The sequence below is a fragment of the Bradyrhizobium sp. RT6a genome, from assembly GCF_040547675.1.
GTDB lineage: Bacteria > Pseudomonadota > Alphaproteobacteria > Rhizobiales > Xanthobacteraceae > Bradyrhizobium.
This window is the reverse complement of sequence record NZ_JBEPQC010000001.1, coordinates 1183208-1198522: the sequence shown is the minus strand read 5'-3', so window position 1 is coordinate 1198522 and position 15315 is coordinate 1183208. Positions and strand designations below refer to the sequence as shown.

Here is a 15315-nt window from a genome sequence, read left to right as displayed (position 1 = left end):
AAGCCCTGCATGAGATCAGCTTCCGGTTGAGAGATCGTGACTCGCTCATCCCCACCGCTCTGCTGGCACGCCGCAAGCGCGCTATGCTTGTGCGAAGCTTGACTTCAAATCCCCTTGAATCTCCGCACGACTACGGAGTTTGGCGACGAAAACATCGTCGTTGCTGGACAAGTCAAAACTTTTCCACAAAATATTCACGTCGCGTCTAAATTGATTCGTGTGCGTTGCGTCGCGTCCGTATTTTCTCCTGACGGGCTGATTTATGACACATCGCCAAGAGGCTGTTCGCGACGTGGCCGTTGGCCGCGACATTGCGGCACGCTGGTGCGCTCTCGCCGAGCAGCGGCTGGTGCATCTCTCCGAGATGTTCGAGACCGGCCGCTGGCGCCGCTATCATTCCGAGATCGCATTTCTCGAAAACATCCAGGAAGCCAAGCTCGCGGTCCAGACCTGGCGCGCGCTTGCCACCGGCGCTGACGTCGCCACGGCGGCCGCGAGCGTTTCGCCCGCATTCGGCTGGTCGCCGGCGACAATGCCCCGCATGTTTCCGCGCGAGCAGCAGGCGCAGACCGTGCAACCGAAGGCCGTGCGCATCGCCCCCGAGACCGCCGTGTCGGTCAGGCTCGATCCCAAGCCGGGCGTTCTCGCCGAAATCTCCCCGGTCGCGCCGGTCGCCGCGCCGGGCCCGATGGCACCGCTCGAAGTGCCTGCTGCCATGGCGCCGCCCACCGCGCCCGTGGCAATGACAGGGCCCAAGGTGCCGCCCGCGATGGCAGCGCCCAAGGCGCTGACCGCGATGGCGGCGCTTCTGCCGCAGTTCTCCCCGCCGGCAGCCGAAATTGTCGCTGCCCCCGAGCGCCTGGTTGAGTTCACCTTCAGCCTCGACGGCCTCGAAGCGAAGTACCCGCTGCTGCGGAACGCGTTCTAGGCAAATGCTTGAGACAGACGCCGCGCCTTCTCTAACCCGTCATCCTGAGGTGCGAGCTAAGCGGCGCAACGCGCCGATTAGGGAGCCTCGAAGGATGAGCGGCCCGTGTGCCAGCCGCACCAAGACTTATTTCTTCCTGGGCTCTCCCGCGCGCCGCCGTGCGAGCTGACTCACCGAATCCCAATCCGACTTGATGAGGGCTTCCTTCTTGGCGCGGCTCCATCCCTTCAGTTGCCGCTCGGCGGCAATGCCGTCCGTGATCCGGTCAAAATACTCGGACCACACCAGGACGACGGGGCGTCTCGAGAAGGTATAGCCGGGATAGGTACCGGCATTGTGCTGATCGACCCGGCTGGACGTGTCATCGCCAGTAGCGCTTCCGATGTAGAAAGAACCATCTGCGCAGCGCAACATGTAGACGTAGATGCCCACAACATCATCCTTCGAGGCTCCCCGCGCGGTGCTCCACACCGCACGGCTCGCACCTCAGGATGACGACGGTGCTCTGGTTGTCAAGTTGGAGGTGACAACCTGAAGATATATCCCGTCATCCTGAGGTGCGAGTTTCGCGGTGCAGAGCACCGCGGGGCGAGCCTCGAAGGATGAACGGCCCGACTTTCAACCGTACGCCTACCGCCGCACCGCATTCCCGCCGACGACCAATTGCGCAAACCGCTGGGCGCCGTCCGCCGACAGGTCGGACGTTACCGCGCGCGCATGATCGAGGCCGACCACGGCGCCGCGCGGGGTTTCCGAGATCATGTTGTTGTTGACGAGCGCGGTGCCGGCGCCGGGCACGACGGACACCCCGACGCCGGCCAGTGCCTTGCGGATCACGTTGCCCGTGATGGCGACGTCGCGGAGATATTTGCCCCAGCCGGCGACGATGCCGTAGGACGGCGCGTTCTCGATCAAGTTGCCGGTGACCGATGAATCCGCCTCGATATAGATGCCGATACCGGCATCGTCATCGGGCGCGGTGCCGATCGGCCGCTTCGGGATCAGATTGCGGATGATGTTGCCCTGGACCACGGCGATGCGGCCGCCTTCGTTGAAATTGCAGACGGAGACGCCGACGGCGGCGCCGTCCACAATGTTGTTGGCGATCACCGCGGCCTCGAACGCGAATTCCGAATAGAGCGCGACCTCGCGCACGTCGCTGACGCTGTTGCCGGTGATGTGGATGTTCGAGGCCGAGTTGCCGCGCACGGCGGAGTAATCGCAGTTCTTGATGCGATTGCCGCGCACGATGACGTTGCGGGCGCGGAACGCGTTGATGGCGTTGCCGTACTGGCCGGAGCCGCCGGGGCCCGCCTTGATGTCCTCGATGCGGTTATCAGTGACCAGCGTGCCGTCATCGCCGATGGCCGTGCGCAGGATCTCGATGCCGTTGTCGTTGGTGCCGGTGATGGTATTGTGGGAGACGCTGAGACCTCTGGCGTCGAACGACACCACCGCCGTCACCGCGATGTTGGTAAAGATGTTGCCCGAGATGTCGCCGGAGACCTGCTCGAGCCAGATGCCGCTGCCGCCGGACCCTGTGATCTCGCAACCGGTGATGCGGACGTCGCGCCCGCCGAGCACGTGGATCAGCCCGCGCCGCGTCGGCAGCGGAATGCCGCCGCCGTCGAAGGTGATGCCGGAAAGGCCGATTATTGCATCGGAGCCGTCGCTCTGGATCGCCGAGGCCCCGCCTGTGAAGGTGAGCTTGGTCGCGCCGCGCACGCCGACCAGTTGCGCGCCATTTGGCAAGCGTAGCAACCCACTGCGATAGACGCCGGGTGGCAGCGCCAGCGGCATCTGCGCTCGCGCGGCTTCGTCGATCGCACGCTGGAGGGCGCGGGTCTGATCCTCGCTGCTGCCGGGTCGCACACCATATTGCGTGGCATCGCGGCCGAGCAGCGACGTCAGCGGCGCCGCACGCGCGGCGTCGGCGGGTATCGCGAGCGCGCCGGCGATGCCTGCGGTCGAAGCTCCGATGAGATGGCGGCGATTGAGGTCCATGACGCGTCCTCCGGCGGACGCGGGGGTCCGCAGCGGTTAGGTAGCGCAGGACGATTGGGCGCGTGAGGATTGTTCGCGGTAGGGTTAAATGTTTACGCAGTCGTGTTCCGCGCCTTCCGTGCCAATTGTACCATCTCCATCAGCATCGCTTCCCCGGCGTCCACCAGTTCCTCGAGCGTGATCCGCGGCGCGCCCTTGCGGCGCACGGCGCCACTGCGCGCGAGCAGGGGAATATGGATGAACCCCGCAAGCTGCGGCCCGCCGGCCCTGACGCTTTCGATCGCGCGCCAGCTTAGGTAGTTGCAGAGATAGGCGCCGGCGTCGCGCGAGGCACGCGCGTCGATGCCGGTAAGGCGCGCGGCGCGCAGCAGCCTTGCGGTGTGCGGGCCGAATATCATCGCGTCCGCATGGCCGGCGATGCCGCGTTTGCTCGAGCGGGTGTTGGCGGCATCGGGCCACAGCATGGTGACGGCGTTGCGCGCGCGGCTCTCGATGCGCAGATAGGGCGTGCGTGCGGCGAGGCCGAACATCAGCAGCGCGTCGGGCTTTTCTCTCGCGATCACCTCCGGCAATTGCCGGTCGACCGCGGCATAGGTGACCGGGAAGATGTGGCTGGAAATCGCGGCATCGTCGAGTGCGGGACGGCGTAATTGCGCCAGGCGGGCGACCAGCGGCTGGGTCGGATTGTAGGGCGCGCCGGGGAACGGGCCGAAGCCGGTGAGCAGAATGCGGAGCTTGTCGCTCATTGCAGCAACTCCAGGATCTTTTCGGCGGCGAGCGCCGGTGTGAGATGGCCATCGGCGACCTCGGTCTCGATCTTCCGGACCTTGGTGCGCACCGACGCCTCGCTACGCAACCGCGCCAGCATGCGTTGCTCCAGCATCGACCACATCCATTTCACCTGCTGCTCGCGCCGCCGTGCGGCGAAGTCGCCGGATGCATTCATCGCCTTGCGGTGATCGAGGACCTTCTGCCAGATCTTCGCGATGCCGTCGCCGGTCAGCGCCGAATAGGTTTCGACCGGCGGATGCCAATGCTCGGAGCGTGGCGTCAGGATATGCAGCGCGCCGCGATAATCGGCGGCGGTGATGTTGGCGCGCTTGAGATTGTCGCCGTCGGCCTTGTTGATCGCGATCATGTCGGCGAGTTCGACCAGACCCTTCTTGATCCCCTGGAGCTCGTCGCCGCCCCCCGGCAGCATCAGGGCCAGGAAGAAATCGGTCATGTCGCAGACCGCCGTCTCGGACTGGCCGATGCCGACGGTCTCGACCAGCACGACGTCGAAGCCGGCGGCTTCGCACAGCAGCATCGCCTCGCGCGTTTTCGCGGCGACGCCGCCGAGCGTGCCGGAGGACGGCGAGGGGCGGATGAAGGCGTCGTCGGAGGCCGAGAGCCGGGCCATCCGCGTCTTGTCGCCGAGGATCGAGCCGCCGCTGCGCGCCGAGGACGGATCGACCGCGAGCACCGCGACCTTGTGGCCCTGCTCGATGAGATGGATGCCGAGCGCGTCGATGGTGGTGGATTTGCCGACGCCGGGCGAGCCCGTGATGCCGACGCGGACTGCCCTGCCGGTGTCAGGCAAGAGCATCTGCACCAGCTCGCGCGCCAGCGCCTGATGGTCGCTGCGCCGGCTCTCGACCAGTGTGATCGCCCGCGCCAGCGCCGCACGGCTGCCGGCGCGGAGCTCATGGGCGAGGGATTTGATGTCCAGGGAAGGCTTTTTCTCAACCATGCCCTGCTTTACAACGCCCGCGCGGAGCAGGCGAGGGCCGCCCGCCCGATATCACCGGCCTGTCGCCGCCACCCCCGTCCGCACCGGTTTCAGCTTCCGCCATCCCCAGACCATCACCGGCCACAGCAGCGCCCCGATCGCCATGGCGGCGAGGATCGCGGCCACGGGGCGCTCGAAAAACGGCAAAATGCTGCCGTCGGACTTGATCAGCGACGTGACAAAAGCCTGCTCGACCATGGTGCCCATGACGATGCCGAGCACCATCGCGGCAACGGGATAGCCGTTTGCTTCCATGACATAGCCAATCACGCCGAAAGCGGCGACGGTGACGACTCCGAACATGTTATTGCCGATCGCGAACGAGCCGACCGCGCAGCACAGCATGATGATCGGCATGATTGCGGAGCGCGGTGCCAGCAGGATGTAGGCGGCAACCCGGATCATGGCGATGCCGAGCGGGATCATCAAAATGTTCGCGATGATGAACATTAGATAAATCGCGTACATGCTCGACGCTTTTTCGGTGAACAGCGTCGGTCCGGGGTTGAGCCCCTTCATGTAGAGCACGCCGATCGCGATCGCTGCGATGGTGTCGCCGGGGATGCCGAACAGCAATGATGGCACCCAGCCCGAGGCGATGCTGGCATTGTTGCTGGCGCCGGCCTCGACCAGGCCCTCGACATGGCCGGTGCCGAATTTCTCCGGTTCCTTGGAGAAGCGCTTCGACATCGCATAGGACACCCAGGCGGCCATGTCGGCGCCGGCGCCGGGCAGCACGCCGATGATGATGCCGACGATGTTTCCGCGCGTCATCTGCCAATGGTATTTCTTGGTCAGCTTCCACTGGCCGGCCATGATGCTTCCGAATTTGCGCCGCGGCAGCGGCGGCGGCTCGGGCGTCAGCATCGCGCGCATCACCTGGGCCACCGCGAACACGCCGACCAGCGCGGGGATCGGCTCGATGCCGCCGAACAGATCGGTGAGGCCGAAGGTGAAGCGCGGCACGCCGCCGGGATTTTCGATGCCGATGCAGGAGACCAGCAGGCCGAGGAACATGCCGGCGATCGCCTTCACCGGCGAGGAGCGCGCTACCAGCGTCGCGCACATCAGGCCGAGCAGCGCCAGCCAGAAATACTCGAAGGTCGAGAACGACAGCGCGATCTCGGCCAGCGGTGGCGCCAGGATCATCAGCGACAGCACGCCGGCAATGCCGCCGACGGCCGAGAACCACACGCCGGCCCCTAGCGCAAGCTCGGCCTGCCCCTTGCGTGTCATGGCGTAAGCCTCGTCCGCATAGGCGGCCGAGGCGGGCGTTCCCGGGATGCGCAGCAGCGCACCGGGAATGTCGCCGGAGAAGATAGCCATCGAGGACGCAGCCACGATGGTCGCAATCGCCGCGATCGGCGAGAGGTAGAAGGTGACGGGGACGAGCAGCGCGGTTGCCATCGTCGCCGACAGGCCCGGCAGCGAGCCGATCACGAGCCCATACACGGAGGCTGCGAACATCGCGATGATGACCTCCCAGGTGGAGATCAGTGCGAACGCTTCAATCAGGGTTTTCATCATGGGATCACCAGGGCGTCGGCAACAGGCCGGCGGGAAGCGGCACGCGCAGCAGCTTGCCGAAGATCAGGTGGATGGCGAAGGGCGCCAGCGCTGCGAGCGGCAGCGCCAGCTTCCACTTCGCCCCCAACGCCGTCGAGGTGACGTAGACCATGATCGCCGCGGTGATGATGAAGCCGAGCCGGTCGGCCGCCACTACGTAGAACAGCAGCAGCGCCGGCGGCAGCAGCGCGCGCAGGCCGTAGACCTTTCCTTGCGGCGGTGGAGCAGCCGCTGCCTGGCCATCCTCGAGCGGGATCAGCTCTTCCGTCTCCTCGAAGGTGTGACCGATACCGAACACGATTGCGAGCCCGCACAGCGCAAGCCCGATGCCGATCACGAGCGGAAATATGTTGGGGCCGACCGGCTGCCCGGGCACCGGCGGCAGCAGCCAGCCGCCATAGGCGGCTGCTGTGCCGAGCACGACGAGAAACGATCCCGTGACGGAGTCGGGAAGTCGCATGGGAGAAGTCCTACAAGAGGTGTTCTCCCTCTCCCCGCGCGCGGGGAGAGGGGCGGGGTGAGGGGGGCTCTCCGCCGGGGAGGTAAAAGTTGGATTCGCGGAGAGTCCCCCTCACTCGGAATTCAAGCTCCGCCCGAATTCCGACCTCTCCCCGCAAGCGGGGCGAGGTGAACTGAGCGTGTGGACCGGCCACTTCAATCAACTATCGTTTCGCGTGAGAGCCGCAGGAGATCACGCTTTGCTCAGACCCGCCGCCTTCATCGCTTCGCCCATCTGGGCGTCGCCCTTGTCCATGAAGCTTGCGAACTGGCCGGCATCGCCCCACACGGTGCCGAATCCGCGATTGCCCATGAAGTCCTTGAACTCGGCAGAGTCGTAGACCTTCTGCAGCGCCGCGGTGAGCTTCGTTGCGATCTCCGGCGGCAGGTTCTTCGGCCCGGCGATGCCGCGCCAGGCGCCGGTCGCGTAGTCGATGCCCATCGCCTCCTTCAGCGTCGGCACGTCCTTGAAGATCGGATTGCGGGCCGGCGCCATGATGGCAAGGCTCCTGGCCTTCCCGGCCTCGATGATGGCGCGGGCTTCCGGCACCGAGCAGGTGGTGAGGTCGAGGCCGCCGGCGGCGAGATCCTGCATCGCGGGTGCGGCGCCGTTCGACGGCACCCAGGCGACCTGGTTGGCGGGCAGGCCCATCGCCTGCATCCAGCCGACCAGCGCGAGGTGCCAAATGCCGCCCTGGCCGGTGCCCGAGGCCTTGAACTTGCCGGGAGGGGCCGCCTTGATGGCTTCGGCGAGTTCCTTCACCGTCTTGTAAGGCGAGGAGGAGGAGACCTGGATGCCCGGGGGGTCTTCGTTCATCAGCGCAAGCGGGGTGTAGCTCTTGGGCGCCAGTTCGGTCAGCCCCTGCCAGTGCATCATCGAGATTTCGACCGTGAGCATGCCGATGGTGTAGCCATCGGGCTGCGCGGTCGCGATCGCGGTATGGCCGACGACGCCGGAGCCGCCGGTGCGATTGATCACGTTGAAGGGCTGGCCGAGATCCTTCTCCAGCAGCGCTGCGACAATGCGCGCAGTCGCGTCAGTGCCGCCGCCCGCGCCCCAGGGCACGATGACCGTGACGGGTCGCGCCGGGTAGGCTTGCGCACGTGCGGGTGTGAGGCCGAATGCTGCGGATGCGGCGACTGCGACAGATGAAGCCGCAAAGGTGCGGCGCGTAATCTTGGACATGAATGCCTCCCAGCGGCGCCCATGATTTCGGGCGCTCTTGTCAATGGCGACATTCTAGTCGGCTTTGCAGCGCGGCCGCAAGGTAGCGCTACCAGCGCTCTGTGAGCTAGTCGCTGCTCAAACACGATCACTGCGGTTCGTCCGCGTCGCTCTTCGGCCGCGCGCCGCCGAAGATACGGGTGCCTTCCGCGCTGAGATAAGGCTTCAGCGCTTCCCACGGCACGAATGCGACATATTCGCCCTCGGCGTAGGGGCCGACCGCATAGGGCGGGTAGTGGAAGGCGAGGCCGGAGCTCTTGCCCGCGTCGGTTGACGGCGCGAGCGTCACGGCGCCGATCTTGAGCAGGCTCGGCTCCACGCTCTTGAACCATTCGTCGGTCGCGGTCTCGCCGGCGCCGCGCTTCTTCTTCTCGATTTTCAATGAGGCGATCACCGCCTTCATCATTGCCTTCATGACCGGGCCGTTGTCGGCGGTCTCGGTGAAGAACGGGCGGATGGAGATGCGCTTGTTCTCGGCCTTGTTCCACAGGATCGTGTTCACGTCGGAGTTGGGATGGGCGCCGTGGGTGTCCATGTAGTCGTTGCGGAGAATGCTGACATAGCGGTCAGCGACGACGGACCGGATCGTATATTTGCGCTCAAAGTCCCAGCCGCCATCCCTGAAGAACTGCGGATCCTCTTTGCGCGAGGCGGCGGCTTCTGCCGCGTTCTTGTCGATCCACTTCTTGCCTTCCGCCAGGCAGTCGGCCGCCAGCGCTGCATCGAACTTGATATTGTCGTCGAGGAAGACGCGGGCCTCGATGCTCTTGGTCTTGATGACCGCGTCGGGCTTGGGGTCGGCAGCATGGGCGGTCGCCAACAACGCGCTGCAGGCTGCGACCAAAGTTAGCGCGCATCAACGCTGGCGCGGAAAATATCACGCACTGTCCTTTCGAAGATCGATGGCGACCTACTCCGCCGCCTCGCTATGCCCGAGCCGGGCGTTCAGCTTGCGGATCAGCTCCTCGGCCGCGTCCGCGATCACCGTGCCTGGTGGGAAGATCGCTTCGGCGCCTGCCGCGTAGAGCGCGTCGTAATCCTGTGGCGGCACTACGCCGCCGACGATGATCATGATGTCATCGCGGCCCTGCTTCTTCAGCGCGGCCTTCAGCTCCGGCACGGCCGTGAGATGGGCGGCGGCGAGCGAGGAGACGCCGAGGATGTGGACGTCGTTCTCGACAGCCTGGCGCGCGGCTTCGTCGGCAGTCGCGAACAGCGGCCCGATATCGACGTCGAAGCCGATATCGGCGAAGGCCGACGCGATCACCTTCTGGCCGCGGTCGTGACCGTCCTGACCGATTTTTGCGACCAGGATGCGCGGACGGCGGCCTTCGGCCTCCTCGAAGGCGTCGATCAGCGCCTGAACCTTCTCGACCCGGTTACCCATGCTGGACGCCTCCCGCTTGTAGACGCCGGTGATGGATTTGATTTCGGCGCGGTGCCGGCCGAACACTTTTTCCATCGCGTCCGAGATCTCGCCGACCGTTGCCTTCGCGCGCGCAGCGTCGATGGCGAGCGCCAACAGATTGCCGTTGCCTTCGCCGGCCGAGCGTGTCAGCGCCGCGAGCGCGGCCTCGACGTCCTTCTGGTTGCGTTCGGATTTCAGCCGCGTCAGCTTGTCGATCTGGAGCCGGCGGACATTGGTATTGTCGACCTTGAGGATATCGATTGGAGCTTCGCCGGTCGGCTTGTATTTGTTGACGCCGATCACCGCCTGCTTGCCGGCATCGATGCGGGCCTGGGTCTTGGCCGAGGCTTCCTCGATGCGCAGTTTCGGCACGCCGGCTTCGATCGCCTTGGCCATGCCGCCGAGCTCCTCGACCTCCTGGATGTGGCTCCAGGCCTTGGCGGCGAGGTCGCGCGTCAGACGCTCGACATAAAACGAGCCGCCCCAGGGATCGATGATGCGGGTGGTGCCGCTCTCCTGCTGCAGGAAAAGCTGGGTGTTGCGGGCGATACGCGCGGAGAAATCGGTCGGCAGCGCCAGCGCCTCGTCGAGCGCGTTGGTGTGCAGCGACTGGGTGTGACCCTGCGTCGCCGCCATCGCTTCCACAGTCGTGCGCATCACGTTGTTGAAGACATCCTGCGCGGTCAGCGACCAGCCGGATGTCTGGCAATGCGTGCGCAGTGACAGCGAGCGCGGATCCCTCGGGTTGAACGGCTTGAGCAGCTTCGCCCAGAGCAGCCGCGCCGCGCGCATCTTGGCGACTTCCATGAAGAAGTTCATCCCGGTCGCCCAGAAGAACGACAGCCGCGGCGCGAAGCGGTCGACGTCGAGGCCCGCCGCAAGTCCGGCACGAAGATATTCGACGCCGTCGGCCAGCGTATAGGCGAGCTCGAGGTCCTGCGTCGCCCCGGCCTCCTGCATGTGATAGCCGGAGATCGAGATCGAATTGTATTTTGGCATCTTCTGCGAGGTATAGGCGAAGATGTCCGAGATGATCCGCATCGAAGGCGCGGGCGGATAGATGTAGGTGTTGCGCACCATGAACTCTTTCAGAATGTCGTTCTGAATGGTCCCTGAGAGCTTCTCCGGCGGCACGCCCTGTTCCTCGGCGGCCGCAACGTAGAGCGCGAGGATCGGCAGCACCGCGCCGTTCATGGTCATGGACACGCTCATCTGGTCGAGCGGAATCCCCGCAAACAGCGTGCGCATGTCGTAGATGGAATCGATGGCAACGCCGGCCATGCCGACGTCGCCGCCGACACGTGGATGGTCGCTGTCATAGCCGCGATGAGTGGCGAGGTCGAAAGCGACCGAAAGGCCCTTCTGTCCCGCCGCGAGATTGCGGCGGTAGAACGCGTTGGAGTCCTCCGCCGTGGAGAAGCCGGCATATTGCCGCACGGTCCAGGGCTGGTTGACATACATGGTCGGGTAGGGGCCGCGCAGATAAGGCGCGATGCCCGGATAGGTGTCGAGGAAGTCGAGTCCGGCCAGATCGGCCTCGCCATAAGCGGGCTTCACCAGAATTCCCTCGGGCGTCAGCCACGGCTCGGCGCTGCCGGTCGGGGCGCCGGTGGCGGCTCGCTCGAAGGCGACGTCGGCGAAGTTCGGAATGCGGCTCATGGTTTCAACCATATCATAGGCGCTCAATCATGATCCGGATGCTGATGGCTGACGATGGTCGCCATCTTTTCCGGTCCGTAATTCTGCTGCGTGGTCTGGCTCGGCAAATTGGCGATCCCGACCACCCAGCCGAGACGGGACTCGGAGCCGAACTGTCGCGTCGGCACCACGTGGTCGGGGCGGTCGAACGCGCCGGTCATGACCTCGATGCGGTCGCCGTCGATGCGGCCAAAGCTCAGCGGCGTGCCGCAGGCGGCGCAAAAGCCGCGCTCGGCGATGGAGGACGAGCGGAAGAACGACGGCTTCCCCTTGGTCCAGGCGAAGTCCGTCTTGTTGATGTCGGCAAACGAGGCGAACGGAGCGCCGCTGGCCTTCTGGCACATCCGGCAGTGGCATATCGAAACCCTGTTCGGCGCCGTCGTGACTCCAAAGCGCACTGCCCCGCATTGGCAGCCGCCGGTGAAAACTGGTTTGCTGGCTTCGGTCATGCCTGCTCCATCCGTCGATAGGCGTCTTGCAATGTCGCAAGCGCGTCGCCCCCGGCGAAGACAAAACCGGTGACGCCGGCTGCACGCAGCGCCGCCTCGGCATCGGTCGGGCGGCCTGCCAGATAGATAAGTCGGGCCCCGGCGGTTTGCAGGGCCTGCGCCGCGGCTTCGGCCTGTTCCGCATAGACCTTGTCGCTGGAACAAAGGCAGGCAAGCTTGGCGCCGGAGGCCTTGAACGCGGCTGCGAGCGTGGCCGGATCGGCGAAGCCCTGGCTGTCGACGGCCTGGATGCCGCCGGTCTCGAACAAGCTCTTGGCAAAGGTCGCGCGCGCCGTGAAATCGGCGGGTGTGCCGAGATTGGCCAAAAACACTTTCGGCCGCGCGCCGCGATCCTTCAACGCCGCATCGGATTTGTCCCGCAGCGCCTCGAACGGTTCCGCCAGGCGGATCGGCGGCAGCGCGTCGAACTTGTATTTTTGCTCGCCATAAGGCGCCAGCGCGATCGGCGTCGCCTTCAGCACCGCGGTCTCGTTCTCGTGCAGGTTCGGAAACTCGCTGGCGCCGGTCAGCACGTCGCGGCGTTTTGCGATGTTGGCGTCGCGGGCTTTTCGCGCGGCCGCGACCTTGCTCTGGAACAGGCCCTGCTGAAGCGCAGCGAAGGCGCCGCCGGCTTTCTCGCTCTCCTGGAAGAGCGCCCAGGCCGCGTCGCAGAGCTGGCCCGTCAACGTCTCGATGCCGCCTGCGCCCGCCGCGGGATCGCTGACCTTGGCGAGGTTGCTCTCTTCCAGCAGCACGGCTTGCGTATTGCGCGCCGCGCGCCGCGCGAACGGATCGGGCAGGCCGAGCGCCAGCGTATGCGGCAGCACGGTGATCGCGTTGGCGCCGGCGAGTCCGGCCGCAAACGTCGCCATGGTCGCGCGCAGTATGTTCACATAGGGATCGCGCTGCGTCAGCATGCGCCAGGCGGTGTCGGCGGCGATGAACAGCGGTTTTGGCGTGAGCCCGCACGCCGTCTCGATACGCGCCCACAGCAGCCGCAAGGCGCGGAATTTTGCCATGGTGAGGAACTGATCTGCATCCGCGGCAAGCCGCGCGTAGACCATGCCTTGAGTCTGCTCCAGCGGAACGCCGGCGCTTTCGATCGCGCGCAAGTAAGCGACCCCGCAGGCGAGCACGAAAGCGAGCTCCTGCACCTCAGAGCCGCCGGCATCGTGGATGACACGTCCGTCGGCGGATGCGAACGGCCCCTTGAAGCCGAGCGCGACCAGGCCCTTGATCGCGCCGGTAATGGCGGGAGCGATCTCCTCCCAGGTATACGGGCTATGGCCCCACACGGCGCCGGCCGCGAGCGGATCGAGCCCGAAGCGGATGTCGCAGGCCGCGGGATCGATGCCGTTGCTCTTCACATATTCCGCGACGTGGATCGCCGCCATCCGCGATTGCGGACCGACCTCGAGCTCCAGCCCGATGCCGGCATCGAGATGGATATCCCTCAAGATCTTTGCGACTGCGTCCGCGGTCGGTTCCAGCCCGAAACCGTGAGCGGCATTGCCGCCGGCGAACACCAGCGCAAGCCCTGTCGCGCCATTTTCGAGATCGGTCAGTGCCTGCGCATTCGCCGCCCTTGCATCGGGATGGTCGATCCGCTGCATGATCTGCCAGGGCGCCGCCGCCGGCCGGCCAACCACGGGCGCAACGCCTTTGGCGCGCGGATAGAGCGGATCGATCTTGATTCCGTCATAGGTCTTGGCGACCAGCTTCTCGAACGGCGCGCCCTTCAGCACGCCATCGACCAGCTTGCGCCAGTCGTCAACGGTCGCCTTGGGAAAATCCGCCGCCAGCGGCAGGTCGTCAGTCGCGGAGGTCATGCGGCGAGGGGCTCCCGAAAATCTTGTTGTTCGCAGTCGAAATTGCCACGGCCGGCCGTCCCTGCAAACGGTTGTTTTTGGTTAACCGGTATCCGGAAGCCGCTCAATGCCTTGCGTCGAGACGCTGGCGAGACCGTCACGGACGCGAATGCCTGCGATCACGCGGTCGGGCGCGATCTCGGCCAGCGGCACCAGCACAAAGGCGCGCTCGAACAGGCGCGGATGCGGCAGGGTCAGATTGGGCTTCTGAAACGACACATCGTCATAGGCGATCATGTCGAGATCGAGCGTACGCGGCCCCCAACGCCGCTCCTTGTCGCGCGTGCGGCCGAATTTCTGCTCGACCTTCTGCATCATGAACAGCAGCGCGTGCGGATCGAGATCGGTCTCGATCTCGACGCAGGCGTTGATGAAGGGAGCCTGGTTCTCGTCGCCCCAGGGCGGCGTCGCATAGTCCGACGAGCGGGCGATCATCGCGGCTTGCGCCATGCCGCAGATATGGGCGACCGCCTTCTGGAACGTCGCGCGGACATCGCCGACATTGCCGCCGAGCGCGATCAGGACGCTTGCCATGTCAGGGGTGCCGCGAGCGCGTCAGCATGACGCCGACGTCGTCGAAGATCGCGGCGATCGGCGCATGCGGCTTGTGCACGGTGATCTTGACCGCACGGATGCGCGGGAAGTGCGACAGGATGGCGTCGGCCACCGCGCCGGCCGCGCGCTCCAGCAGCTTGTAATTGGTGTTCTTGAAGGCTGCCGTAGTAGTCGCCACGACGTCGGCGTAGGACACAGTATCGGAAAGCCGGTCAGAGCGCGAAGGCTCCGACAGGTCGGTATAGAGCTCGAGGTCGATGACGAAGCGCTGGCCGACCTCGGTCTCGTGCTCCATCACGCCGTGGCGGGCATGGATCGACAGGCCGCTCACGAAGATCGTATCGGTCATGGCTTGCTCTCGATTGCGTGCGCCACTCGCAGGGCCTGCAAGGTCTCGGCGACGTCATGGGTCCGGATGATTTTCGCGCCGCGTTGTGCAGCGATCAGATGCGCGGCGATCGAGCCGGCGAGTCGCTCTGTCGGCTCCGACGGCGACACCGAAGCGATGAAGCGTTTTCGCGAGGCACCAACCAGGATCGGCAGGCCAAACATGTCGAGCTCGCGAAGCCGCGCCAGCGCAATCATGCTCTGTTCGGCCGTCTTGCCGAAGCCGATGCCGGGATCGAGCACGATCTTGTCGCGGGCGATGCCGGCTTGTGCCGCGATGTCGAGCGAGCGCTGGAAGAACGCCTTCATGTCCGCAATGATGTCGATGGCGGGATCGACGCTGTCGCGGTTGTGCATGACAATGACGGGGACGCCCTTGGCCGCCACCATCGGCGCCATGCCGGCGTCGCGCTGCAGGCCCCAAACGTCGTTGGCGATCACAGCGCCCTGGGCGAGCGCGAAGGCCACCACCTCCGCCTTCATGCTGTCGATCGAGACGGGCACGCCGAGCGCCACGATGTCCGACAGCACCGGCCTCAGCCGTGCCAGCTCGTCTTCCGCCGTGACCGGCCGCGCACCCTTGTAGGGCCGGGTGGACTCGGCACCGATATCGATGATGTCGACCCCGGCCTCGATCATCGCCCGTGCCCGCGCGAGCGCCTGCTCGGGTGCGATGAATTCGCCGCCGTCGGAGAAGGAATCCGGGGTGACGTTGAGCACGCCCATCACCGCCGGGATCGGCCGCTCCAGCAGCGTCCGCAGCACGTCAGGCCCGACTGAACCGGCCGCCGGGACGGATGGGGAGGGCGAGGCATTCATGCGGCCCGCTTTAGCGGTCGGGCAGGGGGGATTCAAGGTGGGATTGGGGGGCGACCCAGTCGCCCAATGCGCTCCGGGGCCCGTGAGGGCGCAATGCTCT

At 65.7% G+C, this 15315-nt stretch carries 15 protein-coding genes; 1 reads left to right on the top strand and 14 read right to left on the bottom strand.

Features of this window, described 5'->3' with window-relative positions:
* Window positions 1-292 precede the first annotated feature (292 nt).
* Window positions 293-928, top strand: coding sequence for a TIGR03809 family protein (locus tag ABIC03_RS05810; protein ID WP_354057510.1), 636 nt, complete (start codon window positions 293-295; stop codon window positions 926-928).
* A gap of 126 nt (window positions 929-1054) precedes the next feature.
* On the opposite strand, the gene ABIC03_RS05805 is transcribed toward ABIC03_RS05810, so the two are convergent.
* The 14 genes from ABIC03_RS05805 to folP all read right to left on the bottom strand — a co-directional run bounded on the left by ABIC03_RS05805 (window position 1055) and on the right by folP (window position 15215).
* A complete protein-coding gene (locus ABIC03_RS05805) occupies window positions 1055-1360 on the bottom strand; it encodes a GIY-YIG nuclease family protein (protein WP_354056263.1) in 306 nt (101 codons plus the stop codon).
* A 198-nt stretch (window positions 1361-1558) separates the two neighbouring features.
* Window positions 1559-2932 (bottom strand): TIGR03808 family TAT-translocated repetitive protein, encoded by a 1374-nt coding sequence (locus ABIC03_RS05800; protein ID WP_354056261.1) that lies wholly within the window; start codon window positions 2930-2932, stop codon window positions 1559-1561.
* Window positions 2933-3024: 92 nt separating this feature from the next.
* Window positions 3025-3678, bottom strand: coding sequence for a pyroglutamyl-peptidase I (locus tag ABIC03_RS05795; RefSeq protein WP_354056259.1), 654 nt, complete (start codon window positions 3676-3678; stop codon window positions 3025-3027).
* Window positions 3675-4664: a methylmalonyl Co-A mutase-associated GTPase MeaB gene (gene meaB / locus ABIC03_RS05790; RefSeq protein ID WP_354056257.1), complete on the bottom strand. Its 990-nt coding sequence runs from the start codon at window positions 4662-4664 to the stop codon at window positions 3675-3677. Before meaB ends, ABIC03_RS05795 begins: the two co-directional genes overlap by 4 nt.
* A gap of 51 nt (window positions 4665-4715) precedes the next feature.
* Window positions 4716-6230 carry a tripartite tricarboxylate transporter permease gene (locus ABIC03_RS05785; protein WP_275170653.1) on the bottom strand — a complete coding sequence of 505 codons (1515 nt, stop codon included), beginning with the start codon at window positions 6228-6230 and terminating at the stop codon, window positions 4716-4718.
* 4 nt (window positions 6231-6234) lie between these two features.
* Window positions 6235-6729 carry a tripartite tricarboxylate transporter TctB family protein gene (locus tag ABIC03_RS05780; RefSeq protein ID WP_354056255.1) on the bottom strand — a complete coding sequence of 165 codons (495 nt, stop codon included), beginning with the start codon at window positions 6727-6729 and terminating at the stop codon, window positions 6235-6237.
* Window positions 6730-6960: 231 nt separating this feature from the next.
* The gene (locus ABIC03_RS05775; RefSeq protein WP_354056253.1) at window positions 6961-7953 is read right to left on the bottom strand and encodes a tripartite tricarboxylate transporter substrate binding protein; all 993 of its coding nucleotides are present in this window, start codon (window positions 7951-7953) and stop codon (window positions 6961-6963) included.
* A gap of 127 nt (window positions 7954-8080) precedes the next feature.
* The gene (locus tag ABIC03_RS05770) at window positions 8081-8812 is read right to left on the bottom strand and encodes an RsiV family protein (RefSeq protein WP_354056251.1); all 732 of its coding nucleotides are present in this window, start codon (window positions 8810-8812) and stop codon (window positions 8081-8083) included.
* 90 nt (window positions 8813-8902) lie between these two features.
* Window positions 8903-11059: a methylmalonyl-CoA mutase gene (gene scpA, locus ABIC03_RS05765; RefSeq protein ID WP_354057508.1), complete on the bottom strand. Its 2157-nt coding sequence runs from the start codon at window positions 11057-11059 to the stop codon at window positions 8903-8905.
* Between the two features lie 23 nt (window positions 11060-11082).
* Window positions 11083-11547, bottom strand: coding sequence for a GFA family protein (locus ABIC03_RS05760; RefSeq protein ID WP_354056249.1), 465 nt, complete (start codon window positions 11545-11547; stop codon window positions 11083-11085).
* Window positions 11544-13415 (bottom strand): methylmalonyl-CoA mutase family protein, encoded by a 1872-nt coding sequence (locus ABIC03_RS05755; RefSeq protein ID WP_354056247.1) that lies wholly within the window; start codon window positions 13413-13415, stop codon window positions 11544-11546. Before ABIC03_RS05755 ends, ABIC03_RS05760 begins: the two co-directional genes overlap by 4 nt.
* 81 nt (window positions 13416-13496) lie before the next feature.
* Window positions 13497-13988: a 2-amino-4-hydroxy-6-hydroxymethyldihydropteridine diphosphokinase gene (gene folK / locus ABIC03_RS05750; RefSeq protein WP_354056246.1), complete on the bottom strand. Its 492-nt coding sequence runs from the start codon at window positions 13986-13988 to the stop codon at window positions 13497-13499.
* A gap of 1 nt (window position 13989) precedes the next feature.
* Window positions 13990-14358, bottom strand: a complete 369-nt coding sequence (folB, locus tag ABIC03_RS05745) for a dihydroneopterin aldolase (RefSeq protein WP_007608190.1) — start codon at window positions 14356-14358, stop codon at window positions 13990-13992.
* A complete protein-coding gene (folP, locus tag ABIC03_RS05740) occupies window positions 14355-15215 on the bottom strand; it encodes a dihydropteroate synthase (protein ID WP_354056243.1) in 861 nt (286 codons plus the stop codon). Before folP ends, folB begins: the two co-directional genes overlap by 4 nt.
* Window positions 15216-15315: the final 100 nt, after the last annotated feature.

Coding starts and splice junctions, on each gene's coding strand:
- meaB (WP_354056257.1), bottom strand. CDS start 4,664: ATGGTTGAGAAAAAGCCTTCCCTGGACATCAAATCCCTCGCCCATGAG.
- folK (WP_354056246.1), bottom strand. CDS start 13,988: ATGGCAAGCGTCCTGATCGCGCTCGGCGGCAATGTCGGCGATGTCCGC.
- ABIC03_RS05780 (WP_354056255.1), bottom strand. CDS start 6,729: ATGCGACTTCCCGACTCCGTCACGGGATCGTTTCTCGTCGTGCTCGGC.
- ABIC03_RS05785 (WP_275170653.1), bottom strand. CDS start 6,230: ATGATGAAAACCCTGATTGAAGCGTTCGCACTGATCTCCACCTGGGAG.
- ABIC03_RS05775 (WP_354056253.1), bottom strand. CDS start 7,953: ATGTCCAAGATTACGCGCCGCACCTTTGCGGCTTCATCTGTCGCAGTC.
- ABIC03_RS05760 (WP_354056249.1), bottom strand. CDS start 11,547: ATGACCGAAGCCAGCAAACCAGTTTTCACCGGCGGCTGCCAATGCGGG.
- folB (WP_007608190.1), bottom strand. CDS start 14,358: ATGACCGATACGATCTTCGTGAGCGGCCTGTCGATCCATGCCCGCCAC.
- folP (WP_354056243.1), bottom strand. CDS start 15,215: ATGAATGCCTCGCCCTCCCCATCCGTCCCGGCGGCCGGTTCAGTCGGG.
- scpA (WP_354057508.1), bottom strand. CDS start 11,059: ATGAGCCGCATTCCGAACTTCGCCGACGTCGCCTTCGAGCGAGCCGCC.
- ABIC03_RS05795 (WP_354056259.1), bottom strand. CDS start 3,678: ATGAGCGACAAGCTCCGCATTCTGCTCACCGGCTTCGGCCCGTTCCCC.
- ABIC03_RS05800 (WP_354056261.1), bottom strand. CDS start 2,932: ATGGACCTCAATCGCCGCCATCTCATCGGAGCTTCGACCGCAGGCATC.
- ABIC03_RS05755 (WP_354056247.1), bottom strand. CDS start 13,415: ATGACCTCCGCGACTGACGACCTGCCGCTGGCGGCGGATTTTCCCAAG.